The sequence below is a fragment of the Burkholderia stagnalis genome (assembly GCF_039848545.1).
In the GTDB taxonomy this organism is placed as follows: domain Bacteria; phylum Pseudomonadota; class Gammaproteobacteria; order Burkholderiales; family Burkholderiaceae; genus Burkholderia; species Burkholderia stagnalis.
In genome coordinates this window covers 2622079-2640669 of record NZ_CP156685.1, presented here as the reverse complement: position 1 = coordinate 2640669, position 18591 = coordinate 2622079, and the positions used below count along the sequence as shown (strand labels likewise).

General features: G+C 70.0%; 15 protein-coding genes. 12 read left to right on the top strand and 3 right to left on the bottom strand.

All coding sequences use genetic code 11. From position 1 onward, the window contains the following. Positions 1 to 28: 28 nt before the first annotated feature. From bcsE to ABFO07_RS12175, 6 genes are read left to right on the top strand one after another with little or no spacing between them, the layout of a single operon-like run. Positions 29 to 1960, top strand: coding sequence for a cellulose biosynthesis protein BcsE (bcsE, locus tag ABFO07_RS12200; RefSeq protein WP_347467338.1), 1932 nt, complete (start codon positions 29 to 31; stop codon positions 1958 to 1960). After that, a complete protein-coding gene (locus ABFO07_RS12195) occupies positions 1957 to 2178 on the top strand; it encodes a hypothetical protein (protein ID WP_059805483.1) in 222 nt (73 codons plus the stop codon). Before bcsE ends, ABFO07_RS12195 begins: the two co-directional genes overlap by 4 nt. After that, the gene (gene bcsQ / locus ABFO07_RS12190; protein ID WP_322226528.1) at positions 2175 to 2954 is read left to right on the top strand and encodes a cellulose biosynthesis protein BcsQ; all 780 of its coding nucleotides are present in this window, start codon (positions 2175 to 2177) and stop codon (positions 2952 to 2954) included. The genes ABFO07_RS12195 and bcsQ overlap by 4 nt, the downstream gene beginning before the upstream one ends. After that, the gene (gene bcsA / locus ABFO07_RS12185) at positions 2951 to 5488 is read left to right on the top strand and encodes a UDP-forming cellulose synthase catalytic subunit (RefSeq protein WP_347467335.1); all 2538 of its coding nucleotides are present in this window, start codon (positions 2951 to 2953) and stop codon (positions 5486 to 5488) included. Before bcsQ ends, bcsA begins: the two co-directional genes overlap by 4 nt. 14 nt (positions 5489 to 5502) lie before the next feature. Next, positions 5503 to 7065: a cellulose biosynthesis protein BcsG gene (gene bcsG / locus ABFO07_RS12180; protein WP_322226530.1), complete on the top strand. Its 1563-nt coding sequence runs from the start codon at positions 5503 to 5505 to the stop codon at positions 7063 to 7065. Then, complete coding sequence (locus ABFO07_RS12175) at positions 7047 to 7238, top strand: hypothetical protein (protein WP_059805498.1); 192 nt, start codon at positions 7047 to 7049, stop codon at positions 7236 to 7238. The genes bcsG and ABFO07_RS12175 overlap by 19 nt, the downstream gene beginning before the upstream one ends. A 108-nt stretch (positions 7239 to 7346) precedes the next feature. Here the strand turns inward: ABFO07_RS12175 and ABFO07_RS12170 are convergent, their stop codons facing one another. Then, entirely contained in the window at positions 7347 to 8933 is a 1587-nt protein-coding gene (locus ABFO07_RS12170) for an acid phosphatase (RefSeq protein WP_347467333.1), read from the bottom strand. Between the two features lie 230 nt (positions 8934 to 9163). On the opposite strand from ABFO07_RS12170, the gene ABFO07_RS12165 reads away from it, so the two are divergent. From ABFO07_RS12165 to ABFO07_RS12155, 3 genes are all read left to right on the top strand, one after another. Further along, positions 9164 to 10495, top strand: coding sequence for a cytochrome-c peroxidase (locus ABFO07_RS12165; protein WP_347467331.1), 1332 nt, complete (start codon positions 9164 to 9166; stop codon positions 10493 to 10495). 115 nt (positions 10496 to 10610) lie between these two features. Continuing rightward, the gene (locus ABFO07_RS12160) at positions 10611 to 10997 is read left to right on the top strand and encodes a hypothetical protein (protein WP_059567053.1); all 387 of its coding nucleotides are present in this window, start codon (positions 10611 to 10613) and stop codon (positions 10995 to 10997) included. 11 nt (positions 10998 to 11008) lie between these two features. After that, positions 11009 to 11479 carry an NUDIX hydrolase gene (locus ABFO07_RS12155; RefSeq protein WP_347468660.1) on the top strand — a complete coding sequence of 157 codons (471 nt, stop codon included), beginning with the start codon at positions 11009 to 11011 and terminating at the stop codon, positions 11477 to 11479. A 70-nt stretch (positions 11480 to 11549) separates the two neighbouring features. Here ABFO07_RS12155 and ABFO07_RS12150 read toward each other — a convergent pair whose 3' ends face one another. Next, positions 11550 to 13259: a glutamine--tRNA ligase/YqeY domain fusion protein gene (locus tag ABFO07_RS12150; RefSeq protein ID WP_347467328.1), complete on the bottom strand. Its 1710-nt coding sequence runs from the start codon at positions 13257 to 13259 to the stop codon at positions 11550 to 11552. Positions 13260 to 13510: 251 nt separating this feature from the next. On the opposite strand from ABFO07_RS12150, the gene ABFO07_RS12145 reads away from it, so the two are divergent. Beyond that, positions 13511 to 13720: an ornithine acetyltransferase gene (locus ABFO07_RS12145; RefSeq protein WP_059567061.1), complete on the top strand. Its 210-nt coding sequence runs from the start codon at positions 13511 to 13513 to the stop codon at positions 13718 to 13720. A gap of 133 nt (positions 13721 to 13853) precedes the next feature. Further along, on the top strand, positions 13854 to 14417 hold the full coding sequence (locus ABFO07_RS12140; RefSeq protein ID WP_347467326.1) for an RBBP9/YdeN family alpha/beta hydrolase: 564 nt from the start codon (positions 13854 to 13856) through the stop codon (positions 14415 to 14417). A 15-nt stretch (positions 14418 to 14432) separates the two neighbouring features. Here ABFO07_RS12140 and ABFO07_RS12135 read toward each other — a convergent pair whose 3' ends face one another. Beyond that, the gene (locus ABFO07_RS12135; RefSeq protein ID WP_059567066.1) at positions 14433 to 15653 is read right to left on the bottom strand and encodes a CaiB/BaiF CoA transferase family protein; all 1221 of its coding nucleotides are present in this window, start codon (positions 15651 to 15653) and stop codon (positions 14433 to 14435) included. Between the two features lie 248 nt (positions 15654 to 15901). Between ABFO07_RS12135 and alaS the strand changes: the two genes are divergently transcribed. After that, positions 15902 to 18526, top strand: coding sequence for an alanine--tRNA ligase (gene alaS / locus ABFO07_RS12130; RefSeq protein ID WP_347467324.1), 2625 nt, complete (start codon positions 15902 to 15904; stop codon positions 18524 to 18526). Positions 18527 to 18591 lie beyond the last annotated feature (65 nt).

The following is an 18591-nucleotide window of genomic DNA, read 5'->3' as shown; positions in this document are numbered from 1 at the left end:
GCGTGATGCGTGAAAAGGAAGCCCTAGCGTGAACACCGAATTCGAAGCCACCCGTCCCGCGTTCGGCGCTGCCGGCGTGTTCGGCCGCCTGCGCGCGCTGCTGCGCATGGGCCCGGCCGACGGCCGTGTGGCGGCCCTGAGCCGGCTCGCGATCGACGGGCTGCCGGACGAGTGGACGCAGCTCGAACCGGGCGGCCTGTATGCGATCTACGCGGCCGCGCGCACGAGCGCGAGCGACGCGCTCATATGGGAAAGCGCGCGCCAGGCGCGCACCCGCGACGTGACCGTCGTGCTCGCGCGCGACGCCGCGAGCATCGCCGCGCAGATGGGCGAGCGCGGCTTCGCGGGCGGCGCGCTCGCGCCCGGCTGGCCGCGCAACCTGAACGTGCTGGCGATGCCGCCGGCCGCCGCATCCGATGCGGCGCACGCGGATGCCGCGCGCGCCGAGCCGGGCCCGTTCGCGCGGCTGATGGGCGGGTTCCGCGCGATGCAGCGTTTCGGCTTCCGCGCCCGCTCGCTGTACTTCGTCGAAGGCGCGGAGCGCTGGTTCAGCTGGCACGACCCGGCCGCGCTCGCGGAAGAAGGGCGCGCGTTCGCGGACTGGTGCCGGATGCACCGGATCGCAGTCGTGCTGCTGATGGACCCCGAGGACGGGACCGAGGACGCCGCCGACCCGCACACCGACGATCCGCCGCTCGTGCGCGACGCGCGCCGCACCCGGCGCAGCGGTTTCCACAGCGTCTGCGCGGGCGTGTCGCAGCTGCAGCGCACGCACGGCGAGCTGCTGTGGGTCGTCGATTTCTGGCGCGCGGGCGACACGCTCGCCGCGGGCGAGGTGCGGCCGCTGCGCTTCGCGCCGAGCGGCCGCCTGTCGGCGATCTTCGATGCCGACACGGTCGTGCAGCCGCGCCAGATGAAGCTCGCGAGCGACGAGGACCGGGTGGTCGTCAGCCGCGCGGTGGTCGACGGCGAGCGCTTCGTGCCGCCCCACTGGGAGATCGTCGACGACAACGCCGCGGTGGTGGCGGCCTGCGCGAAGGCGCAGGCGGCGACCGCCGTGCTCGCGTTCCGCACCCATGCGCAGCTCGAGGCGCTGTGCGCGGCCGTGCATACGCTGCGGCGGCAGTGCGGCGGCGCGCTGAAGATCGCGATCGTCGAGCGCGGCGAGGTGCTGCGCCACCAGTTCGAGATGCTGGTGCTGAGCGTCGGCGCGAACAGCGTCGTCGGGCGCGACCTGCCGTTTTCGCGGCTGCAGGCCGCGGTGCATTCGCTGCACGGCCAGCTGCAGGCGCGGCCGGTCGCGGCCGACTACCGCGTTGCGCTGGCCGCCGCGCTCGGCGACACGGTGCTCGGCTACCTGCCGGTCGGCGCGTTCTGCCTGCGGATCCGCGCGGTGCTCGATCGCGGCGCGGTGCTCGCGCTGCCGCACACGCTCGTGAAGATGACGCTGCTGCCCGGCGTCGCGCACGTGGACGCGCTGCGCCACTGCCTGCCGCGCCGCGCGGGCGACGTGGTGACGGCCGACGCCGAGCACCTGTACGTATTCCTGTTCGCGTGCGAGCCGGCCGATGCGGACGAGGCGCTCAAGCGGATCTTCGACGTGCCGGTCGAGACGCTGTCCGACCGCATCGTGAGCCTCGGCAACGGCAGCATCGCCGCGGAACTGAACAAGCTGAAGGCGGAGAACCGCCGTGCGCCGATCGCCGACTACAGCGACCTGTTCGCGGCCGTGCATCCGGCGAGCGGCGCGCAGGCGGAGACGGCCGATGCGGGCGCGGAGGCGGCCCATGCCGCCGCCACGCCGCCGCAAGCCGGGTCGCAAGCCGAGCCGCAAGACATCGCGCCGCCGCCCGACGCACCCGCCGAAGCCCCGGCCCCGGCCGGCCCGATTCCCGCCGCCGCGCGTGCGCGCGGCGCCACGCGCAGCGCGATGCCGCTGCGCAAGCCGGAGGCCCCATGATTGCCGACATCGTCATCGGTTTTGTCGTCGGCATCGCGATCGCGGTGCCGGTCTGGCTCGTCGCCCAGCACCTCGGCCTCGGCCGCGGCTTCCGTGCGCCGCGCCGGATCGACCGTCACGACGCGGTGCCGTGCGCGATCGTGCCGGTCGCGCTGCGCGGGCGCCTGTTGCCCGACGCCGCCGATGCCGCCGACGCCGGCCGCGAGGAGGCGCGATGAAGACGATCGCCGTCACGTCGACGAGCGGCGGTGCCGGGCGCACGACGCTGGCTGCCGCGCTCGCCGTGCTGCTCGCGCGCCGCGGCCGGCCGGCGGTGGCCGTCGAATTCGATCCGCAGAACCTGCTGGGCGCGCACCTCGGCCTCGACGCGTTGTCCGAGGCCGGGCTCGCGCAGACCCTGCTCGGCGCACCCGAGCCGTGGCACGCGCACACGTGGCGCAACGCCGACGGCGTGCTGTTCGTCCCGTACGGGCGCGTCGACGCGGCGCAGGCTGCCGCGTGCGACGCGCGGCTCGCCGCCGAGCCGTCGTGGCTCGCCCGCGCGCTCGGCGAGATCGCGCTGCCGGCCGAAGGCGTCGCGCTGATCGATGCATCGCGCTATCCGTCGCTGCACGCCGAGCACGCGATCCGCAGCGCGGACCTGACGCTCGTCGTCGTGCCGCCGGAGCCGGCGGCGTGCGCGACCGTCGCCGCGCGCCTCGACGCGCTGCGAGCGGGCCGCGGCGCGCTGCAGATCGTCGTCAACCGGCTGAATCCGGCCCGCGACATGCAGCGCGACGCGCTCGCGATGCTGCGCGAGGTTGCGGGCCCGGGCGTGATCCTCGACCAGCGGATCCACGTCGATGCCGCGGTGCCCGAGTCGCTCGCGCGCGGCAGCTGGATTTTCGACGACGCGCCGTATTCGCAGGTGTCGCATGACCTGCACGGCGTCGCGAACTGGGTCGACGCGTGGCTCGACGCTGCCAACGCCGGCCGCTCGGGAGACCGGCGATGACGCCCGCCGGGTTCGCCGCCGCCGTGCGCGCATTCGGCCGCCGCGCGGCCGACTGGCTCGCGCGCGGCATCGGGCTGCCCGCGGAGCGCACGCTGCTCGACTGGCTCGTGCGGCTGTTCTTCCACGCGCCGCCGCCCGGGCAGCCCGACCCGGTGCGCAAGCGCGCGCGCGCGGTGTTCCTGCGGCTCGCCGCCGAGTGGGGCGTGCTGCAGCCGCTGAGCCCGCGCGAATGGCTGTGGCGGGCGTTCGTGCGCGCGCCGCGCGCGGGCGCCGGCGAACGGCCGGCGCGTGACCCGCTCGCGTGGTTCGACAAGACGGTGGTGCCCGCCTACGTGTTCGTGCGCGCGATCGGGCGGCGCGTCAACGCGGCGCTCGCGCGCCTGCCGTGGGACCGCTGGGGCGGCTGGATCGACGCGCGCGCGCAGCGGGTCGGCCATCGCCGCTGGCTTGCGCCGCTGCTGCTCGCCGGCGGCGCGCTGCTGTGGGCAACGGCCGGCATGTCGCCGCTGATGCCCGGCGCGCAGTTCGCGTTCTTCCTGATCGTCGCGGTGCTCGCGCTCGGCATCCGCCGCCTGCCGGGCCACATGCCGACGCTCGCGCTCGCGTCGCTGGCGCTGCTCGCGATGGTGCGCTACGTGTGGTGGCGCGCGACGCAGACACTCGATTTCCGCAGCCCGCTGGAGGCGTTCGCGGGCTACCTGCTGTTCGCGGCCGAAGCGTACACGTGGCTGATCCTGCTGCTCGGCTTCGTGCAGACCGCGTGGCCGCTCGACCGCCCGGTCGTGCCGCTGCCGGACGACACCGACATGTGGCCGACGGTCGACGTCTACATCCCGACCTACAACGAGCCGCTGTCGGTCGTGAAGCCGACCGTGTTCGCCGCGCAGAGCATGGACTGGCCGAGCGCGAAGCTGCGCGTGTACCTGCTCGACGACGGCAAGCGCGCCGAGTTCGAGGCATTCGCGCGCGAGGCCGGCATCGACTACCTGACGCGCGACGACAACCGCCATGCGAAGGCCGGCAACATCAACCGCGCGCTGCCGAAGACGCACGGCGAGTACATCGCGATCTTCGACTGCGACCACGTGCCGACCCGCTCGTTCCTGCAGACGACGATGGGCGAGTTCCTGCGCGACCCGAAGTGCGCGCTGGTGCAGACGCCGCACCATTTCTTCTCGCCCGATCCGTTCGAGCGCAACCTCGGCACGTTCCGCGAGGTGCCGAACGAGGGCAACCTGTTCTACGGGCTCGTGCAGGCGGGCAACGACCTGTGGAACGCGACGTTCTTCTGCGGCTCGTGCGCGATCCTGAAGCGCAGCGCGCTCGAGGAAGTCGGCGGCGTCGCGGTCGAGACCGTGACCGAGGATGCGCACACCGCGCTCAAGCTGCACCGCCGCGGCTATACGTCCGCGTACCTGCCGACCGTGCAGGCGGCGGGCCTGGCGACCGAAAGCCTCGCCGGCCACGTGAAGCAGCGCACGCGCTGGGCGCGCGGGATGGCGCAGATCTTCCGCATCGACAACCCGTTCCTCGGGCGCGGGCTCGGCCTCGTGCAGCGGATCTGCTACGGCAACGCGATGCTGCACTTCTTCTACGGCGTGCCGCGGCTGATCTTCCTGACGATGCCGCTCGCGTACCTGTTCTTCCACCTGTACTTCATCAACGCGTCGGCGGTCGCGCTCGCGAGCTACGTGGTGCCGTACCTCGTGCTCGCGAACATCGCGAACTCGCGGATGCAGGGGCGCTACCGCCATTCGTTCTGGGCGGAAGTCTACGAATCGGTGCTCGCGTGGTACATCGCGCTGCCGACCACCGTCGCGTTCCTGAGCCCGAAGCACGGCAAGTTCAACGTGACCGACAAGGGCGGCAAGATCGAGGAGGGCTACGTCGACTGGTCGACGTCGAAGCCGTATCTCGTGCTGTTCGCGGTGAACGTGATCGCGATCCTCGCCGGCATCACGCGGCTGGTGGTGGACCAGGGCGACGAGGCGTCGACGATCATGATCACGATGGGCTGGACCTTCTACAACCTCGCGATGCTCGGCGCGGCGCTGGCCGTCGCGCGCGAGGCGAAGCAGGTGCGCGTCACGCACCGGATCGCGATGCGCGTGCCGGCGACGCTGCTGCTCGCCGACGGCACGACGGCCGCCTGCTTCACCAGCGACTACTCGGCCGGCGGCCTCGGGCTCGAGGCGGTGCCGGGCCTGGCGCTCGCGGTGGGCGACACGCTGACCGTCTGCGTGACGCGCGGCGACCGGCCGTTTCCGTTCCCGGTGCGCGTGTGCCGCGTGACGCCCGCGCACATCGGCGTGAGCTTCGACGCGCTGACGCTCGAACAGGAGCGCCAGCTCGTGCAGTGCACGTTCGGCCGCGCGGATGCGTGGCTCGACTGGCATGAAGGCGAGCGCACCGATACGCCGCTGCGCGGCCTGAAGGAAGTGCTGCGGGTGGGCGTCGAGGGTTACGTGCGCCTGCTGAAGGGCGCGTCGCGCAGCGTGCAGGCGATGCTCGCGCTCGATCGCGCGCGCGACTGACTGGAGTTGTTTCGATGACGTTCTGGAATCTGTATTTCATCCTGAAGTTCGCGCTGTTCGCGACGGGCAAGCTGCAGCCGATCTGGCTCGCGAACCTCGCGCTCGCCGTCGCGCTCGCCGCGAGCGCGCGCGTGCGGCGGCGCGGCTGGCGCATCGTGCGCCATCTCGCGGGGCTCGCGCTCGCCGTGCCGCTGCTCGCGCGCGAAGCGCACGCGCCGCCGCTCGCGCGGCTCGCCGACGCGGTGCGCGAGATGAGCACGTTCCGCTTCGACTACTGGATGGAGATCCTGCCGCGCGTGCTGCCGCCGATGCTGCTGCTGACGGTGGCCGGCGTGCTGATCGTCTACTTCGTCGTCAACCGCTGGCTGCGCGTGGCGACCTTCGTGCTGGCCGCGCTCGTCGTGCTGCCGGTGTGGCAGGCGGGCAGCGGGGCGGTCGCGCGCATCGCGGCGAACGCGCAGGCGCAATCGCCGGCGGGCGGCGACGGCGCGGCGCGTGCCGGCCAGCCGGAGGACCACAACGCCGCGCTCGCCGCGTTCCGCGCGCAGGAGTCGCAGCGGCAGGTCGCGTTCGGCCGGCTCGGCAGCGACCCGGCGACGCAGTTCGACGTGATCGTGCTGCATGTGTGCTCGCTCGCGTGGGACGACCTCGACGCAGCGAAGGTGCGCAACCATCCGATGCTGAGCCATTTCGACTACCTGTTCACGAACTTCAGCTCGGCCGCGAGCTACAGCGGCCCGGCCGCGATCCGCGTGCTGCGCGCGAGCTGCGGGCAGGAGGCGCACGCCGACCTGTACCAGACCGCGCCGCAGCAGTGCTACCTGTTCTCGCAGCTCGCGCGCGCGGGCTACACCGCGCAGTCGCTGCTGAACCATGACGGCCACTTCGACAACTTCCTGCAGGTGATCCACGACAACCTCGGCGTGCCCAACGCGCCGCTGGTGTCGAACGACGCCGCGCCGGTCGCGATGCACGCGTTCGACGGCTCGGCGATCAAGGACGACTACGCGACGCTCGCGAACTGGTACACGCAGCGCGCGTCGGTGCCGGGCCCGGTCGCGCTGTACTACAACACGATCAGCATGCACGACGGCAACCGCGTGGTCGGCAGCGCGCTGACGAGCATCGACTCGTATCCGCAGCGCGCGACCCGGCTGATGAACGACGTCGACCGGCTGGCCGACCTGATCGCGTCGTCGGGCCGGCGCGCGGTGATCGTGTTCGTGCCGGAGCACGGCGCGGCGCTGCGCGGCGACAAGAACCAGGTGGCCGGGCTGCGCGAGATCCCGACGCCGCGCGTCGTGAACGTGCCGGTGGGCGTGCGGCTCGTCGGCTTCTCCGGCAACCACGGCACGACGACCGTGATCGACCAGCCGTCGAGCTTCCTCGCGCTCGCGCAGCTGCTGTCGAACCTCGTATCGAACAGCCCGTTCAAGCCGGGCGTGACGCTCGCGCAATATGCGGCCGATCTGCCGCGCACGCGGATGGTCGGCGAGAACGAGGGCACGGTGATGATTCAGACGGCCGCGGGCTACGCGGTCAAGACTCCGGATGGCGTATGGATCGACGAAAAGTAACCGCACCCGACGGCGGCGATCGCCTGTCGCAACCCAACGACGTGATCGGGCTCGCGCACCATCTGCCGGCGCTCGATCCGGATCGCTACGTCGACGAACAGGCGCGCCGCGCGTATGTCGACGCGCTCGAGCGGTGGCCGGTGCTTGCGAAGCTGATGGGGTTGAAGGCGTAGCGGCGCGCGCAGTGCGCCGTGCAAACAGCAAAGGGCGGCCGAGGCCGCCCTTGTTGCGTGCGCAACGGATCCGGCACGACCGGCGGCGCGCGCCGGCCGTGCGGCCCGTTACAGGTTCGGCGACAGCTGCAGCGCGTTCGTCAGGTCACCCATCGGCTGCGCGCCGTTCGTCTTCAGCGCGTCGTCGCGCTGCTGCAGGCCCGCGAGGCGCGGCAGCGAATAGCGGCGGGTGATGAAGCGCAGGATCGAGCCCGTGTCGTACTGCGTGTGATCGACGAAGCCCTTCTTCGCGAACGGCGACACGATCAGCGCCGGAATGCGCGTGCCCGGGCCCCAGCGGTCGCCGCTCGGCGGCGCGGCGTGATCCCAGAAGCCGCCGTTTTCGTCGTAGGTGACGACCACGACCATGTTCTTCCACTGCGGGCTCGCCTGCAGGTGCGCGATCACGTCGGCGATGTGCTGGTCGCCCGACGTCACGTCCGTGTAGCCCGGGTGCTCGTTCAGGTTGCCCTGCGGCTTGTAGAACGCGACCTGCGGCAGCGTGCCGGCGTCGATCGCCTTGATGAACTCGGCGCCGTTCGCGCCGCCGTCGAGCAAGTGCTGCGCGCGGCTCGCGCTGCCCGGCGCCTGGTTCGCGAAGTAGTTGAACGGCTGGTGGTGCGGCTGGAAGTTCGGCGTCGACAGGTCCGCGCCGTAGATCACGTTCGACGTGTTGTTCTGGCTCGCCTGCAGCGCCTGGCCCCACGCGCCGCCGTACCACGCCCACGACACGTTCGCGTTGGTCAGCAGGTCGCCGATGTTGGTCGCCGTCTGCGGCGGCAGCGTCGACGCGTTGGCCGGATCGGCGAGCAGCGGGTCGCCGCCCGTGGCCGCCTTGTTGCCGCTCGGCTGGTACGGCGGCTGCATCGTGTTGACCGCGTAGAAGTCCGGCGTGAGCGCGCCGTCGTTGACGAACTTCGGCGGGCCGCTCAACGCGGACGCCGGCGAGTTCGCCGCGACCTTCAGCGACTTGCCGTCCGCGTTCAGCACCGCGATCTTGCCCGCCGCCGGGCTCGTGTTCGCGTTCGCGTAGAGCGGCGCGCACGCGCAGATCAGGTACTGGTGGTTCAGGAACGAGCCGCCGAACGCGCCCATGAAGAAGTTGTCGGCGAGCACGTACTGCTGCGCGATCTTCCACAGCGGCAGCTTGGTCGGATCGGCCGCGTAGCGGCCCATCGTCAGGCCGCCCGCGTCGGTCCACGCGGCGTACATGTCGTTCTTGCCGCCGTTGATCTGCATCTGGTCCTGGTAGAAGCGGTGCACGATGTCGCGCGTCGCGATGCTCATCGACTGGTTGAACCCGTTCGGGTCGTCGATCGCGAACGGCGCGTTCGGCAGGTTCGCCGTCATCGCTTCCGTCACGGCCGGCGTGATGCCGGTCGCGGTGAGGCCGCCCCAGATCTTCGGCAGCGTCGCCATCGTCGAGCCGTCGCGATCCTTCTGCACCGAGTTCGCGGCCGTCACGTTCTGGATGCCGTTCGCGCCCGGGAAGCTGCCGTACAGGTTGTCGAAGCTGCGGTTTTCCGCGTAGATCACGACCACGTTCTTGACGGACGACAGGCCCTGCTGCGTGACGTCGTCGCCGCCGCAGGCGGTCAGGCTGAGTGCTGCCGCGAGGGCAATCGGCGTGTAGCGAATCCAGGCGTGCTTCTTCATGCGTCGTTCTCTCTCTTTGTCGTCGCGTGTGGGAACAGGGTGGCGATGGAACCGGCGCGGGCGGTTCGAACCGCGGCCGTCTTGCGCCGAAAGCTGCGCGCATTATCTGGAACCGATTTGACAGGCGGGTGTAGGGGCGCTTTCAATTCACTGTCGATGGATCGTCACGCAACGGTCACGCAACTGACATAAGCTCCGGCCGGTTTCCCACCGCTACAAGAAGAACGACGATGCACAGCAACCCGAAGCCCTTCGCGTCCGCGCGATCGTTGATCCATGCCGCGGCGGCGCTGGCTTTGGCCGCCGGGCTCGCGGCGCTCGCCGGCTGCGATGCGCGGCCCGGCGCGAGCGCGCAGGCCGTGCCGGCCGCGCAGGCGGCGCCCGCGGTGGCGGCGGCCAGCCAGCCGCAGACGCGCGCGCAGGTGTTCGAGGGCGTGAAGCAGATGACGGCGCTCGGCAAGCAGTTGTTCTTCGATCCGTCGCTGTCGGGCTCCGGCAAGCTCGCGTGCGCGTCGTGCCACAGCGCCGAGCACGCGTTCGGGCCGCCGAATGCGCTGGACGTGCAGCTCGGCGGCGACGACATGCGTCGCCCCGGGTTCCGCGCGGTGCCGTCGCTGAAATACCTGCGCGGCATTCCGCCGTTCAGCGAGCACTTTCACGATTCGCCGGACGAAGGCGACGAGAGCGTCGACGCGGGGCCGACGGGCGGCCTCACGTGGGACGGCCGCGTCGACACGCGCGACGCGCAGGCGCGCATTCCGCTGACGTCGCCGTTCGAGATGAGCAGCTCGCCGGCCAAGGTCGCGCGCGCGGTGCGCGCGGCGCCGTATGCGGACGCGTTCCGCCACGCGTTCGGCGACGCCGTGCTGGCCGACGACAAGGCGACCTTCGACGCGGTGCTGCGCGCGCTCGACGCGTTCCAGCAGCAGCCGGCGCTGTTCGATCCGTACACGAGCAAGTACGACGCGTACCTGGCCGGCAAGGCGCAGTTGACGCCCGCCGAGCTGCGCGGGCTGAAGCTGTTCAACGACGAGCAGAAGGGCAACTGCGCGAGCTGCCACCTGAGCCAGCGCACGCTCGAAGGCGGCCCGCCGCAGTTCAGCGATTTCGGGCTGATCGCGATCGGCGTGCCGCGCAACCGCGCGCTGCCGGTGAACCGCGACCCGCGTTTCCACGATCTCGGCGCGTGCGGGCCGGAGCGCACCGACCTGAAGGGCCGCGACGAATTCTGCGGGCTGTTCCGCACGCCGTCGCTGCGCAACGTCGCGACGCGCAAGACCTTCTTCCACAACGGCGTGTACCACACGCTCGAGGACGTGATGCGCTTCTACGTCGAGCGCGACATCCATCCGGAGAAGTTCTATCCGGTCGTGCACGGCAAGGTGCAGAAGTTCGACGACCTGCCGCAGCGCTACTGGACCAACATCAACCGCGAGCCGCCGTTCGACCGCAAGCCGGGCGACCGGCCGGCGCTGAACGCGGCGGAGATCAAGGACGTGATCGCGTTCCTGGGCACGCTGACCGACGGCTATCAGGCGACGCCGACGCAGGCGGGCCGCTGAGCGGCGCGCAGGGTGGAGGGCGCGGGGCGGAGGGCGCATGCTATCCTCGCTGGCTGACGCGCGGGGCGACGAGGGTCGCGCCGCGCGGTTTTATCGATCAGCCAAGGAGAACAACATGTCGATGCGTGCATCCCTTTCCCTCGTCGCGCGACTGCTGGCCGGCGCCGCGTGTGCCGCCGCGATGCTGCCCGCCCATGCGCAGAACAACCTGAACTTCCTGACCGACACGCCGCTCAGCTACTTCAGCAAAGCCGACCGCGCGTCGCTGTCGAAGGCCGTTGCGCAGGTGCGCGACGAAGGCAAGGACGGCGAGGCCACGACGTGGCAGAGCAGCGGCAGGGGCACGCAGATCGACGCGAAGCTCACGCCGTCCACGTCCGAGACCGACGGCAAGACCTGCCGTGAAATCGCCGCCGAAATTTCCGCGAAGGGCCAGACGATGACGCTCAAGCCCGTCTACTGCAAGACCGCCGCGGGCAAGTGGCAGCTGCAGAAGCGCTGAGCACGCGTGCGATGAAGCAGGGCGGCGCGCCGCGCACGGTGTCGTGCGGCGTCGTGATCCTCGACCGGGCCGGGCGCGTGTTTCTCGCGCATGCGACCGACACGACGCACTGGGACATCCCGAAAGGGCAGGGCGAGCCGGGCGAATCGCCGCTGCAGGCCGCGCTGCGCGAACTGCTCGAGGAAACGGGCATCGCGTTCGCGCCCGGGCGGCTCGTCGATCTCGGCCGCTTCGTGTATCGCCACGACAAGGATCTGCACCTGTTCGCGGTGCGCGTCGCGGACGACGAAGTGGATCCCGCCCGGTGCGTGTGCACGTCGCTGTTCCCGAGCCGGCGCGACGGGACGATGATTCCCGAGATGGATGCGTATCGATGGACCGAACCCGGCGACATCGACACGTTCGCGAGCCGCAGCCTCGCGCGGCTGTTCCGCACGATATTGCCGCTCGCGGATTTGCATCGGCGGCTGCCGCGCGCGTGAGCGCGGTGGCAGGAAAAGAAAAAACCCGGCTTTCGAGCCGGGTTTTTTTGTCATCGCACGCCAGGCGCCGTCAGGCCGGCTTGCCCCAGCTATCGCGCAGCCCGACGATCCGGTTGAACACGGGCTTGCCCGGCTTCGAATCGACGCGGTCGGCCACGAAGTAGCCGTGACGCTCGAACTGCAGGCGGGTTTCCGGCGCGACGTCGCCGGCGCCCGGCTCCACGTACGCGTGCGTGATCTTCTTCGAATCGGGGTTCAGCGCGTCGAGGAAGTTCGCGCCGCCCGCGTCCGGATGCGGCTCCTTGAACAGGCGATCGTAGATCCGCACTTCGGCCGGCTGCGCGTGCTTCGCGCTGACCCAGTGGATGTTGCCCTTCACCTTGTAGTTGTTCGCGCCTTCGGTGCCCGACTTGCTGTCCGGGAAGTAGTTGCAGTGCACGGCCGTCACGTTGCCGTCCGCATCCTTGTCGAAGCCCGTGCATTCGATCACGTAGCCGTAGCGCAGGCGCACCTTGTTGCCCGGGAACAGGCGGAAATAGCCCTTCGGCGGATTCTCGACGAAGTCCTCGCGCTCGATCCACAGCTCGCGCGAGATCGGGAACGTGCGCACGCCGCGGTCGGGGTGGTGCGGGTGCACGGGCGCCGTGCACGCTTCCTCGAGGTCTTCCGGATAGTTGTCGATCACGAGCTTCAGCGGGTCGAGCACCGCGACCGAGCGCGGCGCCTTGTCGTCGAGGTCGTCGCGCAGCGCGCCTTCGAACACGCTCATGTCGATCCACGAATCGACCTTGGTCACGCCGATCCGCTCGCAGAACAGCTGGATACTCTCCGGCGTGAAGCCGCGGCGGCGCACGCCGACGATGGTCGGCATCCGCGGGTCGTCCCAGCCGTCGACGTGGCCTTCGGTGACGAGCTGCAGCAGCTTGCGCTTGCTGGTGATCGCGTAGGTGAGGTTCAGCCGCGAGAATTCGATCTGTTGCGGCAGCGGCCGGGTGAACTCGCCGGCGTCGGCCAGCTCGTTGAGCACCCAGTCGTACAGCGGGCGGTGATCCTCGAACTCGAGCGTGCACAGCGAATGCGTGATGCCTTCGAGCGCATCCGAGATGCAGTGCGTGTAGTCGTACATCGGATACACGCACCACGCGTCGCCGGTGCGGTAGTGGTGCGCGAAGCGGATCCGGTAGATCACCGGGTCGCGCATGTTCATGTTCGGCGAAGCCATGTCGATCTTCGCGCGCAGCACGTGCTCGCCTTCCTTGAACTCGCCGGCCTTCATCCGGCGGAACAGGTCGAGGTTTTCCTCGGGCGAACGGTCTCGGAACGGCGACGGCTTGCCGCCTTCGGTCAGCGAGCCGCGGTTCGCGCGCATTTCCTCCGCGCTCTGGCTGTCGACGTACGCCTTGCCGCGCTTGATCAGCAGTTCGGCGAATTCATAGAGCTTGTCGTAGTAGTCGCTGGCGAAGTACTGGTGGTCGACCGCGTCCTTGCGCCAGTCGAAGCCGAGCCAGCGCACCGAATCGACGATCGAATCGACGTACTCGATGCTTTCCTTTTCCGGGTTGGTGTCGTCGAAGCGCAGGTGGCACACGCCGCCGTAGTCGCGGGCGACGCTGAAGTTCAGGCAGATGCTCTTCGCGTGGCCGATGTGCAGATAGCCGTTCGGCTCGGGCGGGAAGCGCGTCTCGACGCGGCCGCCCCATTTGCCGGTGCGGTTGTCGTCGTCGATGATGTTGCGGATGAAGTTGGAAGCCGCGGGGGCGTCGGTGCGTTCGGTGCTCATGCGGAATGGTCAGGTTTGGTCGGCGCGCGCCGCGCCGGTTTAATCCTGCAATTCTACCTGAGCGGGGTCCGGCCCGGGCGGCTCGCGCGGCGGCGGCGCGCCGGAATCGCACCGGATGCAATATCTCGAGGGTGTGTCTGCTGTAACACGACGTAAATCGGATTGCTGCCGGCATTCGATGCTTTCTATGATGGGTCACTCATTTGAAAGCCGTCGTGCACGTTCCGCGCGACGGGAGGACGCCAACAATCATGAAGAAGCAGACCATCTTTCTCGTTCGCACCGCGGTAATCGTCGCGGCGCTGTCGCAACTCGGCGCGTGCGCGATGACGCACACGCAGCGCAATGCCGGCATCGGCGCGGCCGCCGGCGGCGCGCTCGGCTACCTGATCACGGGCGGCCCGGTCGGCACGGTCGCGGGCGCCGCGGCAGGCGGCCTGGTCGGCGCCGGCGTGCGCTGACCCCGGCGGCGGGCAGCCGCCGCATCGCACATCCTTCCGACGATTCCACCATCGACAGGCATCAGGGAGGGAACGGATGTGCGACACTCCGTCGACTGACCACACTCACATCCAAGCGTCGACGGAAACCTGCATGACCCAACCTTCCATCTTCGTGCTGCCGGGCTACGGCAACTCCGGCCCGCTGCACTGGCAAAGCCGCTGGGAACGCGGCGACCCGCGTTTCGTGCGCATCGCGATGCCCGACTGGGATCGCGCGTTCCGCAACGGCTGGTGTCTCGCGCTCAACCGCGCGGTCGACGCGGCGCGCGGCCCGGTGACGTTCGCCGCGCACAGCCTCGGCACGCTGACCGTCGCGTGGTGGGCGACGCGCTATGCGCGTCCGGCCGCGCTCGCGAAGGTCAGCGGCGCGTTGCTCGTTGCATTGCCCGATCCGGCCGGGCCCGCGTTTCCGGCCGATGCGCACGGCTTCGGCCCGGTGCCGCGCGAGCGGCTGCCGTTTCCGACCCGCGTCGTCGCGAGCCGCGACGATCCGTACGGCACGCCGGCATTCGCGCGCGCCTGCGCGGATGCGTGGGGCAGCGATTTCCACGATATCGGCCCGCGCGGCCACATCAACGCGGACAGCGGGCTCGGCGACTGGCCCGCCGCGCGCGCGTGGCTCGACGCGATGGCGGGCGGCCACGCCGGGCGGTAACCACCCGGCGCGTCGTCAGATCGCCTGCTTCGCCTTCAGCGCCGCGATCCGCGCGTCGTCGTAGCCGAGCAGCTCGCGCAGCACGTCGTCGGTTTGCTCGCCGAGCAGCGGCGGCGCGCTGCGCGCCTCGGGCGGCGTGCGGCTCATCCGGATCGGATTGCGCACGAGCTTCACGTTCGCGCCGCACGGGTGAGGCAGCTCGACCTGCATCCCGCGCGCGACCACCTGCTCGTTCTCGAACACCTCGTCGAGGTCGTTGATCGGCCCGCACGGCACGCCGGCCGCCTCGAGCGCGTCGATCCACGCCTGCTTGCCGCGCGTCTTCACCATCTCCGCGATGATCGGCACCAGCGTCTCGCGGTGGCGCACGCGCGCGGGGTTGGTCGCGAAGCGCTCGTCGTCGGCAAGCTCGGCGCGGCCGCCGGCCTCGACGAACTTGCGGAACTGGCCGTCGTTGCCGACCGCGACGATGATCCAGCCGTCGCTCGTCTGGAACGTCTGGTACGGCACGATGTTCGGATGCGCGTTGCCCCAGCGCACCGGCGGCTTGCCGCTCGCGAGGAAGTTGGTGTTCATGTTCGCGAGCAGCGCGACCTGCACGTCGAGCAGCGCCATGTCGATGTACTGGCCTTCGCCCGTGCGGTCGCGGTGCGCGAGCGCGGCGAGCACCGCGATCGTCGAATAGAGCCCGGTCGCGAGGTCGGAGATCGCGACGCCGGCCTTCTGCGGGCCGCCGCCGGGCTCGCCGTCGCGCTCGCCGGTGATGCTCATGAAGCCGCCGATGCCCTGGATGATGAAGTCGTAGCCCGCGCGGTGCGCGTACGGGCCGGTCTGGCCGAAGCCCGTGACCGAGCAGTAGACGATATCCGGCTTGACCGCGCGCAGCGCGTCGTAGTCGAGCCCGTACTTCTTCAACTGCCCGGCCTTGTAGTTCTCGAGCACCACGTCGCTCTGCGCGGCGAGCTCGCGCACGATCTGCTGGCCCTCGGGGGTCGCGATGTCGACGGTGACCGAGCGCTTGTTGCGGTTCGCGGCGAGATAGTAAGCGGCCTCGGCGGTATCCGCGCCATTCGCGTCCTTCAGGTAGGGCGGCCCCCAGTGGCGCGTGTCGTCGCCGGCGCCGGGGCGCTCGACCTTGATCACGTCGGCGCCGAAATCGGCAAGCGTCTGCGCGCACCACGGGCCCGCGAGCACGCGGGTCAAGTCCAGCACGCGGATATGGCTCAGGGCACCCATCGTCGATTCGTCTCCTTTTTGGCTTGGCCTTGCCGCGCAAGGCGCGTGGCATGCCGAGCATCTTACGGCGAATCGGCCGCGCCGGTGGCCCCGCGCGGTCGTCCGCGCGAGCGGGCCGCCTGCGCGAGGCGGCCGTCTGGGGCGGCGGTCTGTATCGTATAATCAGCCGTTTACGATCTTTGCCGCCGCGCGTCCGCGAGGACGCGCCGGCGTTTGAAGCCGTCTCAGCCAGACATTCCCCGCACGCCATGAAAGCTGCCGAAATCCGCGAGAAATTCCTCAAATTCTTCGAATCGAAGGGCCACACGATCGTCCGCTCGTCGAGCCTCGTGCCCGGTAACGACCCCACGCTGATGTTCACGAATTCGGGCATGGTCCAGTTCAAGGACGTCTTTCTCGGCACGGACCCGCGCCCGTATTCGCGCGCCACGACGGCGCAGCGCAGCGTGCGCGCGGGCGGCAAGCACAACGACCTCGAGAACGTCGGCTACACGGCGCGCCACCATACGTTCTTCGAGATGCTCGGCAACTTCTCGTTCGGCGACTACTTCAAGCACGACGCGATCAAGTTCGCGTGGGAGCTGCTGACCACGGTCTACCAGCTGCCGAAGGAAAAGCTGTGGGTCACCGTCTACCAGGAAGACGACGAGGCGTACGACATCTGGGCGAAGGAAGTCGGCGTGCCGACCGAGCGGATCATCCGCATCGGCGACAACAAGGGCGCGCGCTACGCGTCCGACAACTTCTGGACGATGGGCGACACGGGCCCGTGCGGCCCGTGCACGGAAATCTTCTACGATCACGGCCCGGACGTGTGGGGTGGCCCGCCGGGGTCGCCCGAAGAAGACGGCGACCGCTACATCGAGATCTGGAACCTCGTGTTCATGCAGTTCAACCGCGACGCGCAGGGCAACATGACGCGCCTGCCGAAGCAGTCGGTCGATACCGGCATGGGCCTCGAGCGTCTCGCCGCGGTGCTGCAGCACGTGCACAGCAACTACGAGATCGACCTGTTCCAGAACCTGATCAAGGCCGCCGCGCGCGTGACCGGGATCAGCGACCTCTCCAACAACTCGCTGAAGGTGATCGCCGATCACATCCGCGCGTGCTCGTTCCTGATCGTCGACGGCGTGATCCCCGGCAACGAAGGCCGCGGCTACGTGCTGCGCCGCATCGTGCGCCGCGCGATCCGCCACGGCTACAAGCTCGGCCGCAAGGGTTCGTTCTTCCACAAGCTGGTGGCCGACCTCGTCGCCGAGATGGGCGTCGCGTATCCGGAGCTGAAGGAAGCGGAACAGCGCGTGACCGACGTGCTGCGCCAGGAAGAAGAGCGCTTCTTCGAGACGATCGAGCACGGGATGTCGATCCTCGAGGCCGCGCTGGCCGACGTCGAGGCGAAGGGCGGCAAGGTGCTCGACGGCGAACTCGCGTTCAAGCTGCACGATACCTACGGCTTCCCGCTGGATCTCACGGCCGACGTGTGCCGCGAGCGCGGCATGACGGTCGACGAGCCGGCGTTCGACGACGCGATGGCGCGCCAGCGCGAGCAGGCACGCGCGGCCGGCAAGTTCAAGGCCGCGCAGGGCCTCGAATACACGGGCGCGAAGACGACCTTCCACGGCTACGAGGAAATCGCGTTCGACGACGCGAAGGTCGTCGCGCTGTACGTCGACGGTTCGTCGGTCAATGAAGTGAAGGCCGGCCAGGATGCGGTCGTCGTGCTCGACCACACGCCGTTCTATGCGGAATCGGGCGGCCAGGTCGGCGACCAGGGCGTGCTCGCGAATGCGTCGACGCGCTTCGCGGTGGCCGACACGCTGAAGGTGCAGGCCGACGTGATCGGCCATCACGGCACGCTCGAACAGGGCACGCTGAAGGTGGGCGACGTGCTGCGCGCCGAGATCGACGCGCACCGCCGCGCGCGCACCCAGCGCAACCACTCGGCCACCCACCTGATGCACAAGGCGCTGCGCGAAGTGCTCGGCGCGCACGTGCAGCAGAAGGGTTCGCTCGTCGATGCGGAAAAAACCCGCTTCGACTTCGCGCACAACGCGCCGCTGACCGACGACGAGATCCGCCGCGTCGAGCAGATCGTCAACGATGAAATCCTCGCGAACGCGCCGGGCATCGTGCGCGTGATGCCGTACGACGAAGCGGTGAAGGGCGGCGCGATGGCGCTGTTCGGCGAGAAGTACGGCGACGAAGTGCGCGTGCTCGATCTCGGTTTCTCGCGCGAACTGTGCGGCGGCACGCACGTGCATCGCACCGGCGACATCGGCCTGTTCAAGATCGTCGTGGAAGGCGGCGTCGCGGCCGGCATCCGCCGCGTCGAGGCGATCACCGGCGACAACGCGGTGCGCTTCGTGCAGGAACTCGATGCGCGCGTGAACGAAGCGGCGGCCGCGCTGAAGGCGCAGCCGTCGGAGCTGACGCAGCGCATCGCGCAGGTGCAGGATCAGGTGAAGTCGCTCGAGAAGGAACTGGCGGCGCTGAAATCGAAGCTCGCGTCGAGCCAGGGCGACGAGCTCGCGCAGCAGGCGGTCGAGATCGCCGGCGTGCACGTGCTGGCCGCGACGCTCGACGGCGCGGACGCGAAGACGCTGCGCGAAACGGTCGACAAGCTGAAGGACAAGCTGAAGAGCGCGGCGATCGTGCTGGCGGCGGTCGAAGGCGGCAAGGTCAGCCTGATCGCGGGCGTCACGGCGGACGCGAGCAAGAAGGTCAAGGCCGGCGAACTCGTGAACTTCGTCGCGCAGCAGGTGGGCGGCAAGGGCGGCGGCCGTCCGGACATGGCGCAGGCGGGCGGCACCGAGCCGGCGAACCTGCCGGCGGCGCTCGCGGGCGTCAAGGGCTGGGTGGAAGAGCGGCTGTGAGCGTCATGAGCGGCGCGGCGCCCGAGCGGGCGGCGCGCTGCCTTTGACGGGATCGCACGAGACGG